Source organism: Staphylococcus coagulans, assembly GCF_002901995.1.
Classification (GTDB): Bacteria; Bacillota; Bacilli; order Staphylococcales; family Staphylococcaceae; genus Staphylococcus; species Staphylococcus coagulans.
On the sequence record NZ_PPQN01000014.1, the window covers coordinates 1 to 24,682 of the forward strand.

A 24,682-nucleotide genomic window follows, 5' to 3' on the forward strand; every position below is an offset into this window, starting at 1 on the left:
TTTCCAAGTTAATATAGTTGTGAGTAGAATTAGACATTGTACCTATACATCTTGGATTGCATCTATAGGGGGTAAGCGAATGGAAAAATACCGTATCAAAAATATGAAAGAACTTATGGCAATTAGTTTTACGACGAAAGGAATCTATGCACAAATTAAAAAGAAGTATGCGCTAACATACGAAGAATTATTTATTCTGACGTTTATATTAGAAAATAAGCATTCTATTTATAATGTAAAAGACATCATTAAAGCTTCAAAGTTCAAACCATACTACATTACAAAGGCTATGCAAAAATTGAAAGATTATGGTTTTCTAACTAAGAAACGTAATGAGCATGATGAACGTACTGTGATCATTGAAGTGTCTGAAGAGCAGTATACAAAAATTGAAGCATTATTTAATGAAATTGAAGCATTGTTGTAAATGTAAGTTCTTTATAAACGAATCATTTTGAATGGAAGCAATAACTTGTGGAAGTGAAAGAGAGATATTAACTTGAGAATTTGAATATTTTAAACCATTTAAAATACGAAATTTCAGAGCAATATTCACGGCATTTTACTTTTAAGAGATGACGTTTGAGATGGGCGCTTCCAACTTTTCAGTAATATGTATGATTTGTGTGGATTAACATGAAAGGGACTGGAAACATAGTCAACGACAGGAAGCAAATTTAAATATTTGTTTCCTGTCGTTTTTTATATTTATATGATGTGCGATACAGAGGGATAGGCAACGAACTGGATTTATACTATAATGTTGAGTAAGTAGCTAAGAAATAAAAAGATTGAGAGGTTTTGGTTATGAAATCTGTGTTAATTCAGTCTGAAATTCAAAAAGAATGGGTAGCTAAATTAGAAGCACATCGAGAGCAATTAGAAAAGAATGCACATCGTAATGATATCGAAAGCCGCTTTCCATATGAAAATGTTCAATGGCTCGTTGATGAAGGTTATAGTCAATTGACTTTACCAGTCGCTTATGGCGGTAGAGGGGCAACATTAGAGGATATGACCGTCATTCAAACTGTTTTGGGTTCAATTGATGGCGCTACAGCTTTATCAATCGGATGGCATGTCGGCTTAATCGGAGAACTGTATGAAGGACGTCTATGGGACGATGCGATACTCGAACTTTTGGCAGAAGCGGTCAAACAAGGTGCGCTCGTTAACCGTGCAGTCAGCGAAGCAGAAACAGGGAGTCCTACTAGAGGGGGCCGTCCTGCAACATTTGCACAATTTGATGGTACCCACTATGTTTTAAATGGTGTGAAGACATTCACGTCTATGAGTCGAGCACTCAGTCATGTCGTCGTTGCCGCCTATATACCTGACCGAGAAAAAGTTGGATTTTTCTTAATAAAAAAAGATGAAGAAGGACTAGAAGTTGCAGATAATTGGAATATGGTCGGCATGCGCGCAACTGAAAGCCATGATTTAATCTTAAACGATGTAAAAGTAGAATCTAAATTTTTAGTTGAGATTAAAGGAGAAGGTCCTAAATTTCAAAACGGATGGTTGCTCCATATTCCAGCTACATATCTTGGGATTGCGCAAGCAGCGCGTGATGAAGCATTGAAATTTGCTTTAACCCACCAGCCTAATAGTATCGAAACGCCAATTTCTGAATTGCCTGTCGTTCAACAAAATATTGGGAAAATGGAAACAAAATTGTTGAGTGCGAGACACTTGTTATGGAGTACAGCAAAAGCATACACAGACTTAAGTGAGAAAGATGAAATCAGTAACGAAACCGCTGCGAGCAAAGTTGTAGTGATGAATGAAGGTTTAGAGGTCGTTGATCTTGCTATGCGGATTATAGGTGCTAAAAGTTTGGAGATGGATCGTCCGATTCAACGTTATTATCGCGATATGCGCGCAGGTTTACACAACCCACCAATGGAAGATCTTGCTTACACTCAAATTGCTAAAAAAGCATTAAGCTTATTTCAAAGCGAATGACACTTCACATTGAATTCTAAAATATTTGAAGTTCTAGTTTTGTCGCGTTATGCCTAGAGTAATAGCTAAAAATGAATGCAGCGTGCAGACAGCGTGATACAGAGTTTAGAGACTCAGATGTTTGATGATTGAACATTCAAAGTTATGGAATGCAATTTTGATTAAACTTTAAAAAATTATGTTATAGTTTATGTTGTAATTTATTCAATCAACTACAACGGAGGTTTACAAAATGGCAGATGAAAGTAAATTTGATCAAGCAAAAGGAAACATCAAAGAAACAGTAGGAAATATCTCTGGCAATAAAGAATTAGAACAAGAAGGTAAAGAAGATAAAGCGGCTGGAAAAATTAAAGAAGTCGCTGAAAATGCGAAAGATAAAGTGAACGATCTTGTAGATAAATTTAAAAAATAAGCCACTTAGTGATAAATCAATTGAGCCATTTCAATGAAGTTGGCTAAAGTATGAATGAAAAATATATTTTTTGAGAGTAAGATGGATTATCTATCGTTTTTAGATGACGTCTTACTCTTTTTAAATAGTTTTAAAAGGATATGTGACATCTGAAAGTAGCGTCAAAATTTAAAAGTTAGCGTATCACACTTTAATTGTCTATTGATACTTTTGTGAATACTTTATATAATATGAGGACATCAAATGGACAGAGGAGAATGCTAATATGCGATATCTTTTAGTGGGCATAGGGGGTATCTTTACATTACTTGGGTTTGCAGGGGCCGTGTTACCATTGTTACCTACAACACCTTTTTTATTAGTGGCTGTACTCTGTTTCGCAAAGAGCTCGGACCGTTTTCATGATTGGCTCATCCAAACGACCATTTATAAAGCGTATATCGAGGATTTTCGTCGCTATCGTGGCTACACAATGAAAAAGAAAATTCAATTGTTAGTGAGTTTATATATTGTTGTCGGTTTTTCAATATGGACGATGGATATGCCAATGATTCGGTTGGGGTTAATGGTGATGGTCATTCTTCAAACGATTGTACTTTTTACTTTTGTTAAGACATTGCCAAAGCAGCATGAAGTAGAGCGTAATCGTACGCTTAACGTAAATGAGATAGATTAATATGAATATGTCAAAAATAGAGTGAGTTAGAAATCTTGTGAGGCAAAGTGAGATTTTTAGCTTACTCTTTTTATTGATGTGGTTATTATATAGTGCGCACGCTTTTTAGAAACTTTACATTTTGAAATCGGTAATTTTTATTAAGTTAAAAAATATTTTAAAAAAGATTGCCTTAAAAATGTATCCACTATATAATAATGATAATCGTTATCAATTGGAGGGCGAATAAATGAAAAAATTATGGTTACCATTATTAGCAATCTTGCTTGTTTTATCTGCTTGTGGCCAAAATGGAGGTCAAAATAGCAAAAATGATACAAAATCTTTTGCATTAAAAACAGCAAAAGGTGAAGATAAAGTGGATATTCCTAAAAATCCAAAACGCATCGTTGTACTTGCGCCGACTTATGCAGGCGGTTTGAAGTATTTGGGAGGAAATATTGTAGGGGTTTCTGATCAAATAAAACAAAGTCCTGTGTTGTCAAAAGAATTCAAAGATGTGGATAAAGTAGGCGCGGAAGATGTGGAAAAAGTTGCGACTTTGAAACCTGATTTAATCATCACATACAACACAGATAAAAATACAGACAAGTTGAAAAAGATTGCACCAACACTTGCTTTTGATTACGGGCAATACGATTATTTAGAGCAACAAAAAGCAATGGGTGAAATTTTAGGTAAATCAGATGAAGCGGAAAAATGGATTAAAGATTGGAAAGCTCAAACTGAAAAAGATGGTAAAGAAATTAAAAAACAATTAGGTGACAACACATCAGTTTCTATTTTCGAAGATTTTGATAAAAAACTTTATGCATATGGTAAAAACTGGGGAAGAGGCAGTGAAGTAATTTATCAAGCATTTGGTTTGAAAATGCCTGAGGCTTTAGAAAAAGCAACTGAAAAAGAAGGTTGGAAAGAGATTTCTAAAGAAGAAATTGACAAATACGCCGGTGACTATGTGATTACTGCAAAAGTAAAAGATGCTGCAAAACCAGAATTCCAAAATACGTCAATTTGGAATAACTTGCCAGCAGTTAAACAACATCATGCATTCGATGTAGATTCACAAGTCTATTGGTATAATGATCCTTATTCATTAGATGTAATTCGAAAAGACTTAAAGAAACAATTATTAGCACATCAATAGAGCGAAGTTAAACTTAGAGCGTTAAAAGACGATGAAATTCATCATAAAATAATAAGCACTAAGATGATTTGAAGAACAATAATCATCTTAGTGCTTTTTCATATTTTGAGCATTTATCACCGTATTAAATCATTATTTTACTTTTCTTTCGTATGTGATTGCACCATTTTTATCGAAAATCGTAAGACCAGAAATGTCTTTATTTGGCGCAGGAATTATAAGACTGGCGATATAAGCAGTCACAAAGGCTGTAATAAAAGCAATAATCGATACATAAAATGGGGAACCTGCACCGCCAACACCTTGTAAGAAGTAGCTGACAATGACAGCGATGATGATGCCAATAATTACACCAACGCCATGTGTACGTTTAGTGAAAATACCTACGGCAAAAATACCAGCAATCGGTACCCCGAAGAGACCAGTAATCAATAAGAATAAATCCCATACATCATTAGAGTTTGCGGCAATAAGGTATAAAGAAATCAACATGCCAAGCAGACCGACTACAATAGTGGCAAGTCGTGCAAAACGTACTTCTGCTTCCTCGCTTTTTTTACCAAAGAACCGTTGTTTAATATCGACTGATAAACAAGCAGCCATAGAATTTAAGCTCGATGAAATTGTTGATTGTGCAGCAGCGAAGATAGCAGCAATCATTAATCCAGCTACAAAAGGTGGCATTTCAGTTAAGATAAAATAAGGCACGATAGAAGAGGTATTAAAATCTTTTGGGAGCGTCGTATGATGCGTATAAAAAACAAATAAGACAGTCCCCATGCCATAAAATAACGGTGCTGAGATCATAGCTAGAAGGCCATTTGTCCATAAAGAATGTGAAGTTTCTTTAAGTGATTCAGAGGCCTGATAACGTTGTACCACGTCTTGACTTGCTGTATATTGTTGTAAATTATTAAAAATACTCCCTAAAAAGATGATTGGAATGGCTGCTGATGCGGCGGTGAATTTCCAATTGTCTGCGCTGATGAGTTTTTGTTTGTCAACAGCCTCATTGACTACAGTGCCCCAGCCACCATCGATATGAACGATGCCGATAATGATAATGACCAGTGCACCGCCTAGTAAAATTACACCTTGAATAAAGTCACTCCAAACGACGCCTTCAAAACCACCTAAAAATGTATAAACAATACAAAGCACACCGACTAAACTCGCAACGAGATATGGATTAATATCGGATACAGCTGTAATTGCGAGTGTTGGCAAATAGATAACGATTGCGACACGTCCTAAATGGAAAAGTACAAATAATAAAGAACCTAAAACACGAACCGCTGGATTAAAACGTGCTTCTAAATATTCATAAGCAGATGTAATCTTTAACTTTTTGAAAAAAGGAATATAAAAATAGATTAACAATGGAATAATTGCAACGATTGCAACATTACCTGCAATATAAGACCAATCAGTTAAATAAGATTTTTCGGGTGTAGACATAAAAGTAATGGCACTTAGTGTTGTCGCATAAATAGAGAACCCTACGACCCAAGAAGGCAGTCGACCACTTGCGGTAAAAAAGCTATTTGTATCTTTACCCGCTCGCTTAGTAAAGAATGCTCCAATACCTAACATTAACAATAAATAACAAAGTAATGCTACCCAATTCCAAAATCCAAATCCGATTGTATGCATATTAATGACACCTCTCATTTTGTTTTAAAATAAATTAAATAATTAGTAAGCGCTTACAAATAACTGTAAAAAAGAGAGTGAGTATGTAACATACATAGAGACACGACATGACTCACTCCCGTTTTTCATACATAGGGTACATTACCTATGAATTAAAGTTGATAACGTTGAATCAATTGTTGTAGTGTTTCACGATTTGTTTCATTAAATGGATGGAAAGGTGCTTTAGGTACACCCGTATCCAAGCCTTTCTCAGCTAAAATGGCTTTAAGTGTTGGATAAAGACCTAATTTTAATACAGTTTCGATAATGTCATTCGTTTCATGTTGAATTCGATAGGCACTTTCGATCCGCCCTTGTTGTGCATTTTCAAAAATTTGACGTGTACGTATGCCATTGACATTGAAAGTCGAACCAATTGCCCCATCTACCCCTGAAATGGCCGCTTGGACCAGCATTTCATCAAAACCAGAATAGATCAATTTATCTGGAAATGCTTTTCTTAAACGTTCAAGTAAGAAAAAGTCAGGTGCAGTATATTTCACGCCAATGATATGGTCGTTTTGGAATAATTCTTCAAATTGTTGTATTGAGATATTGACACCAGTAAGTCCTGGAATAGAGTAAACAATCATTTTGTTGCCTGTTGCTTCAATGATTTTGAAGTAATAATCTCGAATTTCTTCGAATGTAAAAGGGTAGTAAAAAGGCGTAACTGCGGATAATGCATCATAACCAAGTTCTGTCGCATATTGCCCTAATTCAATGGCTTCGTTTAAATCAAGTGCACCGACTTGTGCGATTAGCCGAATGGCATCTTTTGCTTCATCTTTAGCAATACGAAAAACTTCTTTCTTTTGAGCTGTGTTCATCAAGAAATTTTCTCCTGAGCTACCATTGACATACAAACCATCAAGTTTTTGCGTATCAATCGCATTTCGTACAATCTGACGTAAACCCGCTTCCTTGATTTCGCCTTTTTCATTAAATGGAACAAGTAAAGCTGCGTATAAGCCTTTGAGATGATCCTCCATCTTTTTAAAACCTCCCAAAACAGATTTGTAATATTGGTCAGACCAATTTATAATTCAATTGTAAGCGTTATTATAAATGGGGTCAATATTAATTTTTATTTGAGAATGTTCAGATTGTGGTAAAATATAACAAATTAATAACAAGGAGATTGCTGTTGGATGGGCAAAGAAGTAGGACAATCAGGCACCAATTTAAAACAAATTGTAGTAAAAAAAATAAAAGATTATATTTTAGCTGAATCACTTCAAGCGGGAGATAAACTTCCGACAGAACGCAAGCTCGCTGAAACGTATCAAGTGAGTCGTTCTGTTGTACGTGAAGCATTGAGTTATTTGGAAAATACAGGGGTGACTGAGAGTGTTCAAGGTCGTGGGACTTTAGTGAAAGCACAAGATATTACCCCATTAATAGAGGGGTTTTTATTTAGTTTTCAAGTTTCACAAGGGAATTTAAAAGACTTGATGATGTTGAGACTGACATTTGAACTCGCTGCGATTGATATCATTGAACGAAAAAATGTGCCACTCACGGCAATCAAGGAAGCATTAGTTGATAATGTAGAGGATTTCAATGTTGAGGCAGATCAAGCTTTTCATGAAAGTTTATTAGCTGCTGTAGATTCATCATTATTTAAGCAAATGAGTGCAGTCGTACAGGCGTATTTTTATCAAATGGCGATTGAAACAACACAAACTGAAAATGAACGGAGTTTGTCGGAACATCGAAAAATATACGAAGCTTTAATGAATGAAAATTATGTATTGGCAAAAGAACTTTTGACGCAACATCTGATGAGAGGGGCGGAGTTTTATGAATAAATTTGCTTTTGATATTGGGGGCACCTATATCAAATCAGCTGTTATCACTGAAGAGAATCAATTGTTAGATTATGAAAAAGTTAAAACACCCATCAATGAAAATGAAGCGATTTTAAATGTTGTGGCGCAACGCCTAAAACAATATATTGAACGTTATCGTACTTCAAAAGTATTGGTAGGGATTTCTACAGCAGGGGCGGTCAATCGTGAAACAGCGTCTATTGCTTATGCAAATCCTAATATTAAAGATTACACAGGCACACAATTTGGGGAAAGGCTGGCACCATTTGTAAATGATCTGTGTATTTATAACGATGTTGATGCCGCTTTGTTAGGGGAGCTGAGTTTTAGAAATGAGACTTATCACAGCGCATTTTGCCTAACGTTAGGGACAGGAATAGGCGGTAGTTATTATCATCATGATATGGGGTTACTGACTGGACAACGGCATCGTCCAAATCAAATCGGTCACCTGCTTTATGATCCAGTCACACAAACCAATTATGAACAACGCGGTTCAACTCAAGCACTAAAAAAACAAATTCAAGCCACATACCCTGAGTGTAATGTTCGACAATTATTTGAAGATGCTCAAGGTGGCGATGTCATAGCAAGACAATATCTTCAAAAATGGGCTTATGAAATCGCACGAGGGATAGCTGAAATCCAAGTGATTTATGATCCAGAAATTATCATTATCGGTGGCGGTGTGTCAGCGCAAGGTGAACAGCTGTTGCAATATATACAACCGCAGATCACGCAATTTCTTCCTGAAGGCTATGGGCATGCACGAATTGAAGTTGCCGTGTTGCAAAATAATGCCGCGCTTATCGGGGCGGTTTCTGAATTGTAAACTGATATAGAATTTTCGTTTACATTAATGCTATAATACTGTAATGAAGTGGTCATACTTCGAGTGACTTCAGTATTGAGGAGGAAATGAAGTGAATACAAAATTTCTAGTTTATACAGCGTTAATGACAGCGATTATCGCGATTATGGGATTTGTTCCTGCGATTCCATTACCGTTTTTCCCGGTGCCGATTGTTTTACAAAATGTAGGTATCTTTTTAGCAGGAATCTTGTTAGGACGTAAATATGGTGCATTAAGTGTCATCGTGTTTTTATTACTCGTATTACTAGGTGCGCCATTATTATCTGGCGGACGTGGGGGATATGGTGTTTTCTTTGGACCGAGCGCAGGATTTCTTATTATGTATCCGGTAGTTGCCTTTTTAATCGGCTGGGCAAGAGACCGTCAATTTGAGCAACTCGACTTTAAACGTATTTTTCTTATATTATTGTTGATTGGTGTTATTTTATTAGATGTTGTCGGTGCGATTGTAATGGGCTTGATTATACATATGCCTATTCCTAAAGCATTATGGTTGTCACTATCATTTGTACCGGGTGATTTGATAAAAGCGATTGTTGCTACACTCATTGCGGTAGCATTGTTAAAAAATCCAATCGTTTCCCGTGTGATGCGCCAAATGGCACGTTAAAAATTTGTCCAAGGGGTTGAGGAAGACGATGGAAATTCAAATGAAAAGTATTTATACAGAAGGTGAAATCATTGAATCAAATGAGCGATATACGATTTATGCTAAGCCTTCGCGTCCGCTCGCTTATGACGCAAATAAATGGGTTTACCATCAAATGCCTGATCAACTTACATTGAAAGGGGATATGTTGCAACAGCAAGTGATGCATCAAAAAATAGGTGCGGCTCACTTACAGTTTGAGTTTCCTGAGAATGTAAAACCAAAGCCTTCAATGATGCAGTTTCTTCGTGCGCAAGGTTTTCAATTAGGATGTTTGGAACTCTATGTGATTGAAGCAAATATGTTGCGACAATTAAAAGAGAAACCAGTTCGAATGATACGTGTTACAACGAATCATGTGGAAGATTTTCTGCAAGTGGCTACACCGTTAAACCTTCCTTATGGAGATGATTATGCTGCAGAGTTTAGTGATGCTGTAAGAAAGCATGTTGAATTAGGAGAGCGCACATTGGATTATTACGTTGCTTATTTGGATGACCGACCCGTTGGTATTTTGAACCTGATTGAGAAAGAAAATACGGTTGAAATTGATGGGTTTGCTATTGTAGAGAAGTATCGCGGTCAAGGGATAGGTTCGAGTATGCAAGCTAAAGTAGGTAAAATTGCAGGAAAACGACCTGTTATTTTAGTTGCGGATGCAGAGGATACAGCGAAAGAGATGTATATCAAGCAAGGATACACTTATGTAAGTTTTCAATACAGTGCGCTCAAAGAACACATTGACACGCATCCAACCGAATCTGCCAGTCTACATATTTAGTCTAAAGATAGCGTTAAATTATTTGATCAAGCTATTTTGGAAAGTGGTCTGGAGTAAAGATTGAAGGTTGTATACCTATAAAAAAGCAATTGCATATCAAATGAATCGAGCGCTAAGCTGATAGTTATTAAACATCAACTTAGCGCTTTTTATTATGGTTTTTCATTTAAAGATTTTGAATGCGCTCTGGATGACTGTATATGTTAAAGTGACCGTCTCGAACAAAGCCAATGGCCGTGATATTCAAGTCTTCAGCGAGTTGAACCGCAAGTGTCGTAGGGGCAGATTTAGAAATAATCATACCTACACCTATTTTAGCTGCTTTAATTAAGATTTCGGATGAGATACGACCGCTAAAAATAAGAATTTTATCTCGCACACTAATATGGCGTTCGATACAATAACCATAAAGCTTGTCCAATGCATTATGCCGTCCGATATCCTGGCGGTGAATGTAAAATTGAGCGCCATCGCTAATAGCAGCATTATGTAGCCCACCAGTAGCGTGGAAGACTTCACTTTGTTCTTGTAGCTCAGCCATCATCGTTAACACTTGTTCGGGTGTGACTTGGATGGTTGTCATCGCTGTTTTAGCAATAGCAGCATCGTTTTGAAAATAAAATTCGCGACTTTTACCACAACACGAAGCGACTAAACGTTTGGTTGATAGTTGGATTCGGTAATGAAGCGGGACTGTCGTTTCGACATGTGCATAACCCCTTTGATCATCAATGTCTATAGATTTAAGTTCATCTCTTTTAAGTATCACGCCTTCAGATGCAAGAAAGCCTAATACCAATTCTTCGATATAGTTTGGACTACATATGACGGTCGCAAACTCTTCTTGATTCACCATTATCGTGAGTGGGAATTCCGTGACGTAATCATCTGTCGTTGCATATAATTTCCCATTCTCATAACGTATAATGGACTGATTTAAACGAATATCTGAGTCCAATCGTCTGTCGCCCCTTTCAATGTGAAAATTGTGAAATTTGTTTGACACAGAATTGACAGATTATATAGTTTTTATTTTAAGTGTTAATGCTGTCTTTTAAAAGAAATATTACTAGTATGGTGATTGAAAACAGTATTTAAAATTAGTAAAATGTAGTAAACAAACTAAGGAAGTGTGAATTACGATGGCAAGTATAAGAGAAATAGCGAAAGAGGCGGGCGTAAGTCCGGGGACGGTTTCTCGTGTTTTGAACGAAGACCCTTCATTATCCGTTGCAACCGCAACGAGGGAACGCATTGTTGAAATTGCAAATAGATTACGTTACACAAAGCAAAAACGGTTGACACGGCAAATCCAAATTGTGACACATGCATCAAAAGAAAAGGAAATGATCGATCCTTATTATAGAGAGCTTCGTTTGGCAATCGAAAAGGAAGTTCAACATTTAAACCTTACTTTGAAAAAGACGATACGCACACATGAAATAACGCATCATAAAATGCTTGAGCGTATTCAAAAGGCAGGTTCAGTCATCGTCATCGGTCCTTTTAAGCAATCTTTTATCGAACAGCTTTATCAATATAATGAGCGGCTCATTTTAATCAATCAGCTAGATGCTCCAGGTGATATTGATGCCATTTCTTCTGATTTGTATCAAAGTATGAAAGTGTTATTAAGTGATATTCAAAAACGTCAAATGGAATCGATTGTTTATGTGGGCGGCGAAACTAAGATACGAGGCATAGGTTCAGATTATAGCCTTCAATTGGATGCAAGACAACGTGCCTATTTGGATTGGTGCGACTTAAATCAGAAGACGCCTGTTGTTTACCCGTCTGGCTGGGATCGGGAAAGTGGCTTAGAAATAGGACAGAAAATAGCGCAGCAGTCGACATTACCTGAATTGATTATTACTGGTAATGATATGCTTGCGGTGGGTGTCATCCAAGGATTACAACAGTATGGCGTTCATATTCCAAAGGATACACAAATTGTGAGTTTTAATGATTCAGAAATTAGCCAATATACCGTACCTATGATATCAAGTGTTCATATTCCGATAGAGGAATTTGGGCGTCAGGCTGTGCGTTTGGCTCAAGATTTAATGAAAGGACAACGTGAAGTCGCCATTCATATGCAGCTTAATACAGAATTGCAATACCGAAGTAGTTTTCCTAAGCACTAACCTCTATTGACAGCCCTTTCGCTAAACAGTAAAATGTAGTTGATGTTTACTATAAATTTAACTTTGAGGTGTGACCTATGCAAAAACTAACGCAAAAATTTACTGATATTTTTCATGAAGCACCCACATTGACAGCTTTTGCACCAGGACGGATTAATTTAATTGGTGAGCATACGGATTATAATGGGGGATTTGTTTTCCCAGCCGCAATTGAATTAGGCACGTATGGTGCGATTTCTAAGAGATCCGACAGACTAATTCAACTATACTCTACAAATTTTGAAGAAGTAGGTGTGATTTCATTTGATTTAGACCATTTGCAATACAAGACTTCAGACCAATGGGGCAATTACCCTAAAGGCATCATTCACTTTCTTGTTGAACGATATCCTCAAATTGAAACAGGCTTCAATATCATTTATGAAGGTAATATTCCGAACGGAGCGAGTTTATCTTCATCTGCTTCAATTGAGTTGCTTACTGGCCATTTAATTACGTCTTTATTTCACATTAACATGGATCGACTAGAGCTCGTTAAAATGGGGCAGCGCGTTGAAAATGATTTTATTGGTGTGAATTCTGGAATTATGGATCAATTTATTATTGGGTTTGGTAAAAAGGATCATGCAATATTGTTAGATACAAACACTTTGGAATACCATTATGTCCCTACGGAATTTGGCACGTACAAAATTTCAATTATGAATACAAATAAGCGACGCGAATTGGCAGAGTCTAAATATAATGAGCGTCGCGCTGAATGTGAACAAGCGCTAGCACAATTGCAGCAACATCTTGATGTACAGTCGCTTGGAGAAATAACGATGGCGCAATTTGAAGATTATGCACATGTCATTAGAGATGAAAAATTGCGTCGCCGCGCCAAACATGCCATTTCTGAAAATGAGCGTACGAAGCAAGCCTATGAAGCATTAAAGTCACATGACTTTGATACGTTTGGACAGTTATTAAATGCTTCTCATGCTTCATTGAAAGATGATTATGAAGTGACAGGGATTGAGTTGGATACATTAGCGGAATGCGCACAAAAAGTAGAGGGTGTGTTAGGTGCGCGAATGACGGGGGCTGGCTTTGCAGGTTGTGCCATTGCGCTTGTTCACCAAGATAAGATTAAAGATTTAGAGCGCATTGTGACAGAAGAATATACACGCACAGTCGGTTATGCACCTTCGTTTTATCATGTTGATATTGCCAATGGCGTACGTACTTTAGAGGAAGATTAAAGGAGTGGATAAAACATGTCATTACTTGTCTTAGGAGGCGCCGGTTATATAGGAAGTCACTGTGTTAATCAGTTAGTGGAAGCGGGACATGAAGTTGTCGTTGTTGATAATTTAGTGAAAGGGCATCGCCAAGCTGTACATGAAACAGCAAAATTTTATGAAGGAGACATACGTGACGCAGCTTTTCTCAATCAAGTATTTGAGCAAGAACAAATAGAGGGCGTTTTTCACTTTTGTGCCTTTTCGTTAGTTGGGGAATCTGTAACCATGCCGCTCGAATACTTTAATAACAATGTGTACGGCTTACAAGTGCTACTCGAAGTGATGCGTGCACACGATGTACAATATATTATCTTTAGTTCGACAGCAGCGGTATACGGTGAACCAGAAGTTATTCCAATCGAAGAAACTGCTAAAAAAGTGCCTACGAGTCCTTATGGTGAAAGTAAGTTAATGATGGAGAAAATGATGCGATGGTGTCACGAGGCATACGGTATCCGTTATGCTGCTTTACGTTACTTTAATGTGGCAGGTGCAAAAGCGGATGGTTCCATTGGCGAAGACCATCATCCAGAAACGCATTTGATTCCTGTTGTTCTTCAAGTGGCTTTAGGTCAACGAGATGCTTTAAAGATGTTTGGCGATGATTATGATACACCAGATGGAACACCGATTAGAGACTATTTACATGTGACGGATTTGATCGCTGCACACATACTTGCTTTCAATTATTTAAAAGAAGGTGGGGAGAGTGGTGCGTTTAACTTAGGAACAAACCACGGCTACTCCGTTAAAGAAATTTTAAATGCTGCACGTGAAGTGACAGGTTGTGAAATTCCAGCAGTTGTTGCACCGAGACGCGCAGGTGATCCGAGTAAACTGGTTGCTTCTAGTGAGAAAGCAATGCAGCGATTAGGTTGGACACCTCAACATGACGACATTCATGAAATTATCGCAACGGCATGGCAGTGGCATCAAAGTCATCCGAATGGCTATGAAAACGTTTAGAGGAGGCGCGTTATGGCAAATGCATCACATGTTTATCAATTCGCGGATGCTGTTATTAAACAAGGCGATTTTGAAATAGAAGACCGAATTTATGTTGTGAACCAAATTTTAGCGCGTCTGAAAGCAAACGATGTTGCGCTACTGGATAATCAATTTGATGTGCAACCTCAGACACCGATTGACATTGTAAATGTTCTTATTGAAGATGCGATTCAGCGTGGTGTATGCGATGATATTTTGGCTGAACGCGAACAGTTAGAAGCGAGTTTAATGGATTTGCTTACCCCAAAACCCTCTACTGTGAATCGAATGTTTTACCAAAAATACCAACAATCACCCCAAGCGGCTACAGATTACTTTTATGAATTAAGCCATCTTAATCACTACATTAAGCAAGAAGCAGTCGCCAAAAACATTGTGTATGATGTATCGACTGAATATGGCAAACTCGAGATTACAATTAATTTATCGAAACCTGAAAAAGATGCACGTCAGATTGAGAAAGAAAAGCTTGCACCTGCGTCAAAATATCCGCAGTGCGCGATTTGTATAGAGAACGAAGGGTTCTATGGCAGTATGACCCAAGCCGCGCGTTCGAATCACAGAATAGTCCGGTTGAACATTAATGGGGAAACTTGGGGGTTCCAATACTCGCCTTATGTTTATTTTAATGAACACAGCATTTTATTATCTGAACCCCATACACCAATGATAATTAACCAACGCACATTTGAAAACTTGCTCGATTTTGTAAGGCAGTTTCCACATTATACAATTGGTTCTAATGCGGACATTCCAGTCGTAGGGGGCTCCATATTATCCCACAACCATTATCAAGCAGGACGACATGAATTTCCAATGGCGCTCGCTAAAGTAGAACGGGCCTTTACTTTACAGTCATATCCAGAAGTGACAGCAGGTGTCGTTCAATGGCCAATGAGTGTGATTCGTCTCATTTCAAAAGATACCAAACAACTGATTGCAGCAAGTGAATGGATCAGAAAAAGATGGGAAGACTATAGTGATCCTACAGTGCAAATTAAGGCTAGAAGTAACTCTGGAGAACGGCATCATACGGTAACACCGATTGCGAGGTATCGAAATCAATGTTATGAAATGGACTTGGTCTTACGTGATAATCAACGGACCGAAGCCTATCCAGATGGCCTATTTCATCCACATCAAGATGTCCAACATATCAAAAAGGAAAATATAGGTTTAATCGAAGTCATGGGCACCGCCATTTTACCCGGACGGTTAAAAAATGAGCTCCAAAATGTGATTGCCTATTTAGAAGGCGACAAAAATGTTTCATTAGGTGTACACGAAAAATGGGCACTTGAGATGAAACGTCAATATGATTTTCAGCAATTAGATGCTTCTAAAATTGTCCGAAAAGAAGTAGGTTATAAATTTGAAAGAGTGTTACATGATGCAGGCGTGTTTAAAAGAAACCCAAAAGGTCAAACTGCTTTTAATCGCTTTATCATCACATTAAATGAATCGTGACACATCAAAACGTTCGAAATTTGATATACTGATTTCGAACGTTTTTTATTATAGATAGCATTGACAAAAAGGAGCGGTTTAGGTGAAAAAGTTATTTGGATTACTTGTATTAAGTTGCTTATTGTTAATGTCAGCCTGCGGACAGTCTTCATCCAATTCAAAAGAAGACCAGTCGAAAACGTTAACTGTGTCAGCGGCTGCAAGTTTGACAGATGTGACAAAAGATTTGGAGCAAGCTTTTCATAAAGAATATCCTAATGTTAAGGTGAACTTCAACTACGGAGGATCAGGCGCTTTACGTCAACAAATTGATAAAGGGGCACCTGCAGATGTATTGATGTCGGCAAATACGAAAGATGTAGATTTACTCAATCAAAAAGGAAAAGTTAAAGAGACGTATGATTATGCACGCAATACACTCGTATTAATTCACAAAAAAGGAAGCCCTATCAAAAGCGTGAATCAATTAGTCGATAAAGATCATCTTGCAATGGGTGAAGTTGAATCTGTACCGGCTGGAAAATATGCGAAAACTTATCTCGAAAGCCAAAAATTGTGGTCAAAAGTAGAACCTCAAGTCGTTTATGCAAAAGATGTGCGTGAAGTATTAAATTATGTTGATAAAGGGAACGCGCAATTAGGATTTGTTTATAACACAGATTTATACGTCGGAAAGCAACAACGTAACGGTGTCGAAAAAGTAGCTGAAGCGCCACTTAAAAAGCCTATTGTTTATCGTATGGGTAGAGTTACAGATACAAAAGAAGCAAAAGCTTGGTACAACTTTATGAAGAGTCACAAAGCACAACGAATTATGAAAGATTATCATTTTAAGAATTAGGTGAGTTGATATGCACGATTTAACGCCGCTTTGGATTTCAATACGTGTGGCAGTGGTAAGCACCATCATCGTTTTTATTTTGAGTATTTTACTCGCAAAGTCGATGTATCATCGAAAACAAAAGTGGACGCATATGCTCGAAAGCATTGTATTACTTCCTATTGTTTTACCTCCAACAGTTCTTGGTTTTTTGTTACTGATGCTCTTTTCAGTGAATGGAGGTTTCGGTCATTTTTTAACGGATGTACTTGGTGTTAAAGTAGTTTTTACATGGATAGGGGCAACGGTTGCTTCAGTGATTGTGAGCTTTCCGTTAATGTATCAACACGTCGTGCAAGGATTTAGAAATATTAATCCTAAAATGTTAAATACCGCACGTACGATGGGGGCATCTGAGCTGAAAATCTTTTTTAAAATTATTTTGCCGTTATCTAAGCGGGCGTTAATCACCGGAACGATGTTATCTTTTGCACGTGCCATTGGTGAATTTGGCGCAACATTGATGGTGGCAGGCTATATTCCGGGGAAAACGAATACATTGCCTTTAGAGATTTACTTTTTAGTCCAACAAGGTCGAGAGAACCAAGCTTGGCTATGGGTAGTTGTACTCGTCGCTTTTGCCATATCGGTCATCGGTACAATGAACATGTTAAACCGTGATCGTTATCAGGAGGTGGAGTAATTGTTCGAGATAAATATTCAAACAGAGATTAACCATCGCATGATTCATACTCATATTCAAAATGATCAGCCACGTATCTATGCGATACAAGGTAATTCTGGTATTGGTAAAACGACATTACTAAATATGATTGCTGGTATTCGTATACCAGATAAAGGATTTATTCGCATACATCATCGGACATTGACTGATACGTCACAACGTGTACATATACCCATTCAACATAGACGTATAGGCTATCTGTTTCAAGATTATCAGTTATTTCCACACATGACAGTATTTAAAAATATTACCTTTATGGCACAAAATAATGCGCACATTGAACGTTTAATTGACCAATTAAACATAAAGCACTTATTAACGTCATATCCAGAGCGTTGTTCTGGTGGAGAAAAACAGCGTATTGCGTTAGCGCGTGCATTAAGTATGAAACCAGATTTACTACTGTTAGATGAACCATTTTCAAGTTTAGACGATGAGACAAAGCAACAAGGGATTGATTTAATCAAAGAAATATATCAACAATGGCAAATACCTATTATTTTTGTTACGCACTCGAAATGGGAAGCCAATGCATTAGCGGATGAAACTATCGTGCTTCAATGAAGACATCTATGAGTTTTAAAGTACCTATTCATCTTAATAGTGTGATGAGTGAGGCTATTATTGAGCTTCAAACGTGTCATTAAAATGTAGGGAATCTACTGAGAGAATAATACGGTTTTACCTAATTGTGAAAAAATTAGAATTAAGTTTTAATCAATTGAGTAGATAAAATAGAGGCCGTATAATAAATAAAAAGAATCAATGGAAAGGCGTTTTAATATGGCAAAGGATCGCTATTCTAGACAAATACGATATAAAGGCATCGGTGAAAGTGGCCAAGAAAAAATAAATCAAAAGACAGTGTTGATTGTAGGGATGGGTGCGCTTGGGACCCACGTTGCTGAAGGCTTAGTGCGTGCAGGTATCCGAAAACTAATGATTGTCGACCGAGATTATATTGAACATTCAAATTTGCAAAGACAAACATTGTTTACAGAGCAAGATGCTGATGAAAGTGTACCTAAAGTGATTGCAGCGCAACAAATGTTGCATGCGATACGACGTGATGTAGAAATCGAAACGTTTATCGAACATGTCGACAGTCCTTTTTTAGAACGAATTGTACCAGAAGTAGACTTAATTATGGATGCAACAGATAATTTTGAAACACGTTTACTGATTAACGATGCCGCTTATTTATATCACACACCATGGATTTATGGGGGTGTGGTACAAAGTACTTATGTGGAAGCGCCATTTATTCCGGGTGAAACGCCTTGCTTTCAATGTCTCGTGCCACAAATTCCATCAATGAATTTGACGTGTGACACAGTGGGGGTGATTCAGCCTGCTGTGACGATGACCACAAGTCTACAATTAGCTGATGCTTTGAAAATTTTGACTGAAACGCCAATAGAAGCAAAACTCACATACGGTGACATTTGGGAGGGGACACATTATCGATTTGGCATGCAACGCCTATATCGTTCAGATTGTCCAACATGTGGGAAAGCACCGACTTACCCTTATATGAATGCACATGCGACACACTTTGCGGCATTGTGCGGAAGGGATACTGTACAATATCAACATCCTTCGTTGACACATGAAGCGCTCATTATATTTTTACAAGAACGTCATATCCCTTATCAATCGAATGGTTATTTAATTCGCTTCAACTTTGAAACTTATCGTATTGTGGCTTTTCAAGATGGCCGCATACTCATACATGGGTTAAAAGATTTACATCAAGCACAAGTTTTAGTACATAAATTGTTTGGTTAGTCATAAAAGGAGGTTATTCAATGCATACGAATGTAAAGCTCAATCGTGAAATACGTTGTGCTGTACTTACAGTTTCTGATACAAGAACTGTTGATACAGATAAAGGGGGGCAACTCGTTCAAACGTTGTTACAAACAACGAATTGTATGGTTCAGCCCGAACACTATCAAATTGTTAAAGATGACCGCTCTGCAATTGAATCACAACTTAAGCAATGGTTAACAGAGCCGCTCGATGTCATTATAACGACAGGTGGGACAGGAATTGCACCTAGGGATGTCACTATCGAAGCGGTACGACCGTTACTGACGAAAGAAATCGAAGGCTTTGGTGAACTCTTCCGTTATTTAAGCTTTGTAGAAGACGTCGGTACACGGGCTTTATTATCAAGAGCTATAGGCGGTACGGCAGGTCAAACATTAATTTTTAGTTTGCCGGGTTCGACAGGCGCAGTTAAGTTGGGAATGAATCGATTGATCTTACCTGAAATCAATCATCTCGTTCATGAAATGAATCGTTAGCATTAACGGAGAGTAAAAAGAAGAGTGTTTTGAAGAGAAAATGTGGTTTTCAGACAGTTTAGTGATTTACTGTGCACATATTGCAATTTAATCAAGCGGGCAACGCATAAAGTAAGAAATAGGAATGACTTGAGTGGCCCACTTGATTGAATAAGACCATTATCTACATTTGGTAATAGAGCTAGTGACGACTAAAATCTGATTTTCCGCCTGTTTTTTTGATTAAGTAAGTTTCGCCAATAATCATCCCTTTGTCGACAGCTTTACACATGTCGTAAATCGTTAGTGCTGCGACAGAGGCGGCAGTCAGTGCTTCCATTTCAACACCTGTTTTTCCAGTCGTTGAAACAGTGGCATCGATATGAAGTCGGTATTCATCATCCTTCATTTCCCAGTCAAAAGCAATATCTATACCAGTCAGCGCGAGTGGATGACACATAGGAATAATGTTTGATGTGTTTTTAGCTGCCATAATTCCCGCAATTTGTGCAGTATTCAAGACATTTCCTTTTTTATTAGAATTATGAATGATTTGTTCATAAATTGTCGCATTTACTTGGATGCTTGCGTGGGCAATGGCAGTACGTTGGGTCGTGTTTTTATCAGAAACATCAACCATTTTGGCGTTACCTTGTTCGTTTAAATGTGTAAATTCAGACATGCTATTCCTCCTTAATGATGCAAGGTTAGTATAGCATGAATCTTTTAATTTGTTAGGAGTGTATGCGGAATGCCAATAGAAAAGAGACACCCCATTCCAGTGATGGAGGCTATTGAACGTGTTGTGAAACAAAATATTTTGTTGTCTGCCAAAAAGGTCAACATATATGAAAGTGAAGGCTATATTTTAGCAGAAGATATTGTTGCCACTTATGCAATTCCACGCTTTGATAAATCGCCCTATGATGGATTTGCATTGCGCAGTGAAGATACACAAGGTGCGAGTCATGACCATCGCAAAGCATTTAAAGTGGTTGATCATATCGGCGCAGGTGCGGTCTCAACTCAAAAATTACAAAAAGGGGAAGCTGTCCGTATTATGACTGGTGCAGAAATTCCACAAGGTGCCGATGCGGTCGTTATGCTAGAACAAACTGTTGAAAGCGAATCAGGTTTTACTATTCGTAAACCTTTCAATAAAAATGAGAATATCTCCATGATGGGTGAAGAGACACGTGAAGGGGATGTTGTACTGACAAAAGGTCAACGCATTAATGCTGGTGTGGTGGCCGTATTAGCTACATTCGGTTATGTCGACGTTCCTGTCTTTCAAAAGCCAAGTGTCGCTATCATCGCCACTGGCAGTGAGCTGCTCGATATTGACGCACCGTTAGAGCCTGGAAAGATTAGAAATTCGAATGGACCTATGATTCATGCACTGTTGCGTAAAGAAGGAATTGAAGGCACGTTATATCGGATTCAAGAAGATGATTTTGACAGCAGTTTAGCTGTTGTCAAAGAAGCGCATCAGAAACATGACATCGTGATTACTACTGGGGGCGTCTCGGTCGGAGATTATGATTATTTACCTGACATCTATCGCGCTTTAAACGCAGAGGTCCTGTTTAATAAGGTTGCAATGAGACCTGGAAGTGTAACAACTGTCGCTGTTGCGAACGAAAAATATTTGTTCGGCTTATCGGGCAATCCATCTGCATGTTACTCAGGGTTTGAGCTTTTCGTTAAACCAGCCATTTATCATATGATGCATGCACAACGCTATTATCCAGCAGTTATCCGCGCCACATTAATGGAAGACTTTAAAAAGGCCAACCCATTTACAAGATTTGTACGTGCCAATGTTGTTTTGACAGGGCGTGAAGCCACTGTTTCACCATCAGGTTTTAACAAATCTGGTGCCGTAGTATCTATTGCGCATAGTAATGCGATGATGGTATTGCCTGGCGGAACAAGAGGGTTCCAGAAGGGGCATCAAGTAAGTGTCGTGCTCACATCATCTGAAGCCTATCAACAGGAACTGTTTTTATGATTTTACAAGTGGTCGGCTATAAAGATGTAGGTAAAACAACAATTGTATCTCGAATCGTAAAACATTTTAAAAGATTAGGCTATCCTGTCGTTACGATTAAGCATCATGGCCATGCACATGAAGAGATTACACTACCACATGAGCATGTAGATCACATGCGACATTTTAATGCGGGCGCAGATCAAAGTATTGTTCAAGGTCATCAATATATAGAATCAATACAACGCTATGATGAAATGAGTTTACAGACTTTGATCGGTGAATGTGTTACCATTGATGACAGTATTATTCTAGTTGAAGGGTATAAGGATGCTGATTATGATAAAGTGGTTTTATATCGTAATCAAGCGGAATTTGAACAGTTAAATAGATTGAGTAATGTAAAATATGCACTGCATAGAGATAAAGTTGTCGATGAATTTGGTCAATTTGAAAGATGGCTTGATACGTGGGTGCAAAATAATAAAGGATGAAGAGATTGAAACAGTTTGAAGTTACAACGGAACCACTCAATCCTGAACAATATCGCATGTACACTTTGAATGAAAAGCAAGGGGCGATTGTTGTCTTTACAGGACATGTACGTGAGTGGACCAAAGGCATACGGACACAATATCTTGAATACGAAGCTTATGTTCCGATGGCTGAAAATAAATTGAAGCAAATTGGTGATGAGATTGCTGAGCGTTGGCCAGGCACAATAACTGCAATTGGTCACCGTATTGGTGCGTTAGAAATCTCGGACATTGCGGTTTGTATTAGTGTGTCATCGCCGCATCGAAAAGATGCATACCAAGCGAATGAGTACGCGATAGAACGTATAAAAGAAATGGTTCCAATATGGAAAAAAGAAATATGGGAAGATGGTGCCGAATGGCAAGGACACCAAAAAGGGTACCATGAAGATGCCATTCAAAAGGGAGGACAGCAGTCGTGAAAGTATTATACTTTGCCGAAATCAAAGAATTATTAGGTCAATCTGAAGAAACATTCCACTTTGATCATCCGATTGCGGTCACAGCTTTGAAACAACATTTATATCAAAATTATCCTGCCATTCAAGGAAAAAAATTCCAAGTGGCAATCAACGAAGATTTTGCTCAAGTGGATGATGTGATACAGCCGAACGATGTGGTTGCGCTCATACCACCAGTCAGTGGAGGTTAAAAACAAATCATGAAAGCTATCATCTTAGCAGGTGGTCACTCCGAAAGGTTTGGTTCACCCAAAGCATTTGCAGAAATTAAAGGCACACCCTTTTATCATAAGTTAATCGATACGCTACAAGAAACAAATATGTTCAGTGATATTATTATTAGTACGAATGAAAGTTTGGCTATGCAATTCGAAGCGCAAAAAGCACAAGTGGTCATTGATGATGCAAATCATCGCGGTAAGGGACCTCTTGCAGGTATTTATAGTGCGATGGTTCAAGATGAAATGGAAGATGTTTACTTCGTTATTTCGGTGGATACGCCGATGGTTACTAAAAAAGCGATTAGCCAGCTTTATCAATTTATGGTCTCTAATCTTATAGAAGAACATTTAGATATTGCAGGGTTTGCAAATGAAGGGGCACCAATACCTACGATTGCCTTTTATCATAAACGTGTATTTCCGGTTATTGAACGAGTGCTTCAATCGGATGATTTAAGTATGAAGCATGTTTATGAACAAGTTTCTACCGATTGGTTGGATGCAGATTCAATTAACGGCCCAAGTTATTGGTTTAAAAATATTAACTACCAAGATGATTTGGCAACTTTAGAAGCAGAAATGATAGAGTAATGGAAAAAAGGGGGGCGCAAAATGGCTGAACAAATATTAGATAAGTTGGGAAGACCCATTCGTGATTTGCGCATTTCCGTCACAGATCGATGTAATTTTCGATGCGATTACTGTATGCCAAAAGAAATTTTCGGGGATGATTATGTCTTTTTACCTAAAGATCAATTATTGAGTTTTGAAGAGATTACGAGAATTACACGACTTTATGCACAATTAGGTGTGAAAAAGGTAAGAATCACCGGTGGAGAACCATTACTGCGCCGTGATTTGCATCGATTAATCGCTCAAATTAATGCGATAGAAGGAATAGAAGATATAGGCGTGACAACCAATGGCTTGTTACTTAAAAAGCATGGACAAAAGTTGTATGATGCTGGATTAAGAAGAATCAATGTCAGTTTAGATGCTATTGAAGATCCGGTATTTCAGTCGATTAACAATCGTGGTATTAAAGCTTCAACAATACTTGAACAAATTGATTATGCAGTCGCTATTGGTTTACAAGTTAAAGTCAATGTCGTTATCCAAAAAGGGATTAATGATAATCAAATTATTCCAATGCTCCATTATTTTAAAGATAAAGATGTTACAATACGTTTTATTGAATTTATGGATGTAGGTAATGATAACGGATGGGATTTTAGTAAAGTTGTGACAAAAGATGAAATGTTAGAAATGATTCATAAGGAATTTGAGGTAGAAGCAGAGCCACCTAAATACTTTGGAGAAGTTGCAAAGTATTATCGATACGTAGGCGCTCAGTCCAAATTCGGCTTAATTACAAGCGTTTCTGACTCATTTTGTTCAACGTGTACACGTGCACGACTCTCATCCGATGGTAAATTTTATGGCTGTCTGTTTAGCAGTGTCAATGGATTCGATGTGCGACAACTTTTAAGAAGCCAGATGACAGATGAGGAGATCATAGCACAACTTAAACAGTTATGGCATGTCCGTGATGACCGTTACTCTGATGAACGTACAGCACAAACTGTTGCGCGTCGCCGTAAGAATAAAATAAATATGAACTATATCGGGGGTTAATCGACAGCGCAGATAGACTGAGATGTCAAGATTGCCTCATAATTAAA

At 37.8% G+C, this 24,682-nt stretch carries 28 protein-coding genes; 24 read left to right on the forward strand and 4 right to left on the reverse strand.

The features are described from left to right. Positions 1–79 precede the first annotated feature (79 nt). From CD118_RS03720 to CD118_RS03740, 5 genes are all read left to right on the forward strand, one after another. Positions 80–427 carry a transcriptional regulator, SarA/Rot family gene (locus CD118_RS03720; protein WP_050330179.1) on the forward strand — a complete coding sequence of 116 codons (348 nt, stop codon included), beginning with the start codon at positions 80–82 and terminating at the stop codon, positions 425–427. Positions 428–807: 380 nt separating this feature from the next. Continuing rightward, positions 808–1,965 (forward strand): acyl-CoA dehydrogenase family protein, encoded by a 1,158-nt coding sequence (locus CD118_RS03725; RefSeq protein WP_103356284.1) that lies wholly within the window; start codon positions 808–810, stop codon positions 1,963–1,965. Positions 1,966–2,197: 232 nt separating this feature from the next. Beyond that, a complete protein-coding gene (locus tag CD118_RS03730; RefSeq protein WP_060829518.1) occupies positions 2,198–2,380 on the forward strand; it encodes a CsbD family protein in 183 nt (60 codons plus the stop codon). A gap of 265 nt (positions 2,381–2,645) precedes the next feature. Beyond that, positions 2,646–3,056 (forward strand): YbaN family protein, encoded by a 411-nt coding sequence (locus CD118_RS03735; RefSeq protein ID WP_060829519.1) that lies wholly within the window; start codon positions 2,646–2,648, stop codon positions 3,054–3,056. 229 nt (positions 3,057–3,285) lie between these two features. Continuing rightward, positions 3,286–4,203, forward strand: coding sequence for an ABC transporter substrate-binding protein (locus CD118_RS03740; protein ID WP_103356285.1), 918 nt, complete (start codon positions 3,286–3,288; stop codon positions 4,201–4,203). Between the two features lie 132 nt (positions 4,204–4,335). On the opposite strand, the gene CD118_RS03745 is transcribed toward CD118_RS03740, so the two are convergent. Then, positions 4,336–5,856 (reverse strand): sodium:solute symporter family protein, encoded by a 1,521-nt coding sequence (locus CD118_RS03745; protein ID WP_103356286.1) that lies wholly within the window; start codon positions 5,854–5,856, stop codon positions 4,336–4,338. A 152-nt stretch (positions 5,857–6,008) separates the two neighbouring features. Continuing rightward, positions 6,009–6,890 carry an N-acetylneuraminate lyase gene (locus CD118_RS03750; RefSeq protein WP_060829522.1) on the reverse strand — a complete coding sequence of 294 codons (882 nt, stop codon included), beginning with the start codon at positions 6,888–6,890 and terminating at the stop codon, positions 6,009–6,011. Between the two features lie 159 nt (positions 6,891–7,049). Here CD118_RS03750 and CD118_RS03755 point away from each other — a divergent pair, with 159 nt between their 5' ends. The 4 genes from CD118_RS03755 to CD118_RS03770 all read left to right on the forward strand — a co-directional run bounded on the left by CD118_RS03755 (position 7,050) and on the right by CD118_RS03770 (position 10,034). Next, complete coding sequence (locus CD118_RS03755; RefSeq protein WP_103356287.1) at positions 7,050–7,709, forward strand: FadR/GntR family transcriptional regulator; 660 nt, start codon at positions 7,050–7,052, stop codon at positions 7,707–7,709. After that, a complete protein-coding gene (locus tag CD118_RS03760; protein WP_060829524.1) occupies positions 7,702–8,562 on the forward strand; it encodes an ROK family protein in 861 nt (286 codons plus the stop codon). Before CD118_RS03755 ends, CD118_RS03760 begins: the two co-directional genes overlap by 8 nt. 91 nt (positions 8,563–8,653) lie before the next feature. Next, positions 8,654–9,214, forward strand: coding sequence for a biotin transporter BioY (locus CD118_RS03765; protein WP_050330191.1), 561 nt, complete (start codon positions 8,654–8,656; stop codon positions 9,212–9,214). Positions 9,215–9,242: 28 nt separating this feature from the next. After that, positions 9,243–10,034: a GNAT family N-acetyltransferase gene (locus CD118_RS03770; protein ID WP_103356288.1), complete on the forward strand. Its 792-nt coding sequence runs from the start codon at positions 9,243–9,245 to the stop codon at positions 10,032–10,034. A gap of 166 nt (positions 10,035–10,200) precedes the next feature. Here the strand turns inward: CD118_RS03770 and fdhD are convergent, their stop codons facing one another. Continuing rightward, on the reverse strand, positions 10,201–10,992 hold the full coding sequence (gene fdhD, locus CD118_RS03775; RefSeq protein ID WP_060829526.1) for a formate dehydrogenase accessory sulfurtransferase FdhD: 792 nt from the start codon (positions 10,990–10,992) through the stop codon (positions 10,201–10,203). Between the two features lie 184 nt (positions 10,993–11,176). Here fdhD and CD118_RS03780 point away from each other — a divergent pair, with 184 nt between their 5' ends. The 9 genes from CD118_RS03780 to CD118_RS03820 all read left to right on the forward strand — a co-directional run bounded on the left by CD118_RS03780 (position 11,177) and on the right by CD118_RS03820 (position 19,813). Beyond that, a complete protein-coding gene (locus CD118_RS03780; RefSeq protein ID WP_103356289.1) occupies positions 11,177–12,178 on the forward strand; it encodes a LacI family DNA-binding transcriptional regulator in 1,002 nt (333 codons plus the stop codon). A 77-nt stretch (positions 12,179–12,255) separates the two neighbouring features. Then, on the forward strand, positions 12,256–13,422 hold the full coding sequence (locus CD118_RS03785; RefSeq protein WP_103356290.1) for a galactokinase: 1,167 nt from the start codon (positions 12,256–12,258) through the stop codon (positions 13,420–13,422). 15 nt (positions 13,423–13,437) lie between these two features. Beyond that, a complete protein-coding gene (gene galE, locus CD118_RS03790; protein WP_060829529.1) occupies positions 13,438–14,430 on the forward strand; it encodes a UDP-glucose 4-epimerase GalE in 993 nt (330 codons plus the stop codon). A 12-nt stretch (positions 14,431–14,442) separates the two neighbouring features. Beyond that, entirely contained in the window at positions 14,443–15,939 is a 1,497-nt protein-coding gene (gene galT / locus CD118_RS03795) for a UDP-glucose--hexose-1-phosphate uridylyltransferase (protein WP_103356291.1), read from the forward strand. 82 nt (positions 15,940–16,021) lie between these two features. Next, positions 16,022–16,780, forward strand: a complete 759-nt coding sequence (gene modA / locus CD118_RS03800; RefSeq protein WP_082704403.1) for a molybdate ABC transporter substrate-binding protein — start codon at positions 16,022–16,024, stop codon at positions 16,778–16,780. Between the two features lie 10 nt (positions 16,781–16,790). After that, positions 16,791–17,462, forward strand: coding sequence for a molybdate ABC transporter permease subunit (gene modB / locus CD118_RS03805; protein WP_060829531.1), 672 nt, complete (start codon positions 16,791–16,793; stop codon positions 17,460–17,462). After that, positions 17,463–18,068, forward strand: a complete 606-nt coding sequence (locus CD118_RS03810) for an ATP-binding cassette domain-containing protein (RefSeq protein ID WP_060829532.1) — start codon at positions 17,463–17,465, stop codon at positions 18,066–18,068. Between the two features lie 219 nt (positions 18,069–18,287). Continuing rightward, positions 18,288–19,292, forward strand: coding sequence for a ThiF family adenylyltransferase (locus tag CD118_RS03815; protein ID WP_103356292.1), 1,005 nt, complete (start codon positions 18,288–18,290; stop codon positions 19,290–19,292). 20 nt (positions 19,293–19,312) lie between these two features. Beyond that, on the forward strand, positions 19,313–19,813 hold the full coding sequence (locus CD118_RS03820) for a MogA/MoaB family molybdenum cofactor biosynthesis protein (protein WP_103356293.1): 501 nt from the start codon (positions 19,313–19,315) through the stop codon (positions 19,811–19,813). 181 nt (positions 19,814–19,994) lie between these two features. Here the strand turns inward: CD118_RS03820 and moaC are convergent, their stop codons facing one another. Next, on the reverse strand, positions 19,995–20,474 hold the full coding sequence (gene moaC, locus CD118_RS03825) for a cyclic pyranopterin monophosphate synthase MoaC (protein WP_050330208.1): 480 nt from the start codon (positions 20,472–20,474) through the stop codon (positions 19,995–19,997). 69 nt (positions 20,475–20,543) lie between these two features. Here moaC and CD118_RS03830 point away from each other — a divergent pair, with 69 nt between their 5' ends. The 6 genes from CD118_RS03830 to moaA are packed head-to-tail and all read left to right on the forward strand — an operon-like array spanning position 20,544 to position 24,635. Then, the gene (locus CD118_RS03830; protein WP_103356294.1) at positions 20,544–21,803 is read left to right on the forward strand and encodes a molybdopterin molybdotransferase MoeA; all 1,260 of its coding nucleotides are present in this window, start codon (positions 20,544–20,546) and stop codon (positions 21,801–21,803) included. Next, entirely contained in the window at positions 21,800–22,276 is a 477-nt protein-coding gene (gene mobB / locus CD118_RS03835) for a molybdopterin-guanine dinucleotide biosynthesis protein B (RefSeq protein WP_060829536.1), read from the forward strand. Before CD118_RS03830 ends, mobB begins: the two co-directional genes overlap by 4 nt. Before the next feature lie 5 nt (positions 22,277–22,281). Further along, positions 22,282–22,740 carry a molybdenum cofactor biosynthesis protein MoaE gene (locus CD118_RS03840; RefSeq protein WP_037559482.1) on the forward strand — a complete coding sequence of 153 codons (459 nt, stop codon included), beginning with the start codon at positions 22,282–22,284 and terminating at the stop codon, positions 22,738–22,740. Then, entirely contained in the window at positions 22,737–22,970 is a 234-nt protein-coding gene (moaD, locus tag CD118_RS03845; RefSeq protein WP_050330214.1) for a molybdopterin converting factor subunit 1, read from the forward strand. Before CD118_RS03840 ends, moaD begins: the two co-directional genes overlap by 4 nt. Before the next feature lie 9 nt (positions 22,971–22,979). Beyond that, positions 22,980–23,591, forward strand: coding sequence for a molybdenum cofactor guanylyltransferase MobA (gene mobA, locus CD118_RS03850; protein ID WP_060829537.1), 612 nt, complete (start codon positions 22,980–22,982; stop codon positions 23,589–23,591). Between the two features lie 21 nt (positions 23,592–23,612). After that, positions 23,613–24,635 carry a GTP 3',8-cyclase MoaA gene (gene moaA / locus CD118_RS03855; protein ID WP_050330217.1) on the forward strand — a complete coding sequence of 341 codons (1,023 nt, stop codon included), beginning with the start codon at positions 23,613–23,615 and terminating at the stop codon, positions 24,633–24,635. The last annotated feature ends 47 nt before the right edge of the window (positions 24,636–24,682 follow it).

Bases quoted from the DNA above. Each gene is read 5' to 3' on its own strand.
- CD118_RS03720 (WP_050330179.1), top strand. From the start codon at position 80: ATGGAAAAATACCGTATCAAAAATATGAAAGAACTTATGGCAATTAGT.
- CD118_RS03725 (WP_103356284.1), top strand. From the start codon at position 808: ATGAAATCTGTGTTAATTCAGTCTGAAATTCAAAAAGAATGGGTAGCT.
- CD118_RS03730 (WP_060829518.1), top strand. From the start codon at position 2,198: ATGGCAGATGAAAGTAAATTTGATCAAGCAAAAGGAAACATCAAAGAA.
- CD118_RS03735 (WP_060829519.1), top strand. From the start codon at position 2,646: ATGCGATATCTTTTAGTGGGCATAGGGGGTATCTTTACATTACTTGGG.
- CD118_RS03740 (WP_103356285.1), top strand. From the start codon at position 3,286: ATGAAAAAATTATGGTTACCATTATTAGCAATCTTGCTTGTTTTATCT.
- CD118_RS03745 (WP_103356286.1), bottom strand. From the start codon at position 5,856: ATGCATACAATCGGATTTGGATTTTGGAATTGGGTAGCATTACTTTGT.
- CD118_RS03750 (WP_060829522.1), bottom strand. From the start codon at position 6,890: ATGGAGGATCATCTCAAAGGCTTATACGCAGCTTTACTTGTTCCATTT.
- CD118_RS03755 (WP_103356287.1), top strand. From the start codon at position 7,050: ATGGGCAAAGAAGTAGGACAATCAGGCACCAATTTAAAACAAATTGTA.
- CD118_RS03760 (WP_060829524.1), top strand. From the start codon at position 7,702: ATGAATAAATTTGCTTTTGATATTGGGGGCACCTATATCAAATCAGCT.
- CD118_RS03770 (WP_103356288.1), top strand. From the start codon at position 9,243: ATGGAAATTCAAATGAAAAGTATTTATACAGAAGGTGAAATCATTGAA.
- CD118_RS03780 (WP_103356289.1), top strand. From the start codon at position 11,177: ATGGCAAGTATAAGAGAAATAGCGAAAGAGGCGGGCGTAAGTCCGGGG.
- CD118_RS03785 (WP_103356290.1), top strand. From the start codon at position 12,256: ATGCAAAAACTAACGCAAAAATTTACTGATATTTTTCATGAAGCACCC.
- galE (WP_060829529.1), top strand. From the start codon at position 13,438: ATGTCATTACTTGTCTTAGGAGGCGCCGGTTATATAGGAAGTCACTGT.
- galT (WP_103356291.1), top strand. From the start codon at position 14,443: ATGGCAAATGCATCACATGTTTATCAATTCGCGGATGCTGTTATTAAA.
- modB (WP_060829531.1), top strand. From the start codon at position 16,791: ATGCACGATTTAACGCCGCTTTGGATTTCAATACGTGTGGCAGTGGTA.
- CD118_RS03815 (WP_103356292.1), top strand. From the start codon at position 18,288: ATGGCAAAGGATCGCTATTCTAGACAAATACGATATAAAGGCATCGGT.
- CD118_RS03820 (WP_103356293.1), top strand. From the start codon at position 19,313: ATGCATACGAATGTAAAGCTCAATCGTGAAATACGTTGTGCTGTACTT.
- moaC (WP_050330208.1), bottom strand. From the start codon at position 20,474: ATGTCTGAATTTACACATTTAAACGAACAAGGTAACGCCAAAATGGTT.
- CD118_RS03830 (WP_103356294.1), top strand. From the start codon at position 20,544: ATGCCAATAGAAAAGAGACACCCCATTCCAGTGATGGAGGCTATTGAA.
- mobB (WP_060829536.1), top strand. From the start codon at position 21,800: ATGATTTTACAAGTGGTCGGCTATAAAGATGTAGGTAAAACAACAATT.
- mobA (WP_060829537.1), top strand. From the start codon at position 22,980: ATGAAAGCTATCATCTTAGCAGGTGGTCACTCCGAAAGGTTTGGTTCA.
- moaA (WP_050330217.1), top strand. From the start codon at position 23,613: ATGGCTGAACAAATATTAGATAAGTTGGGAAGACCCATTCGTGATTTG.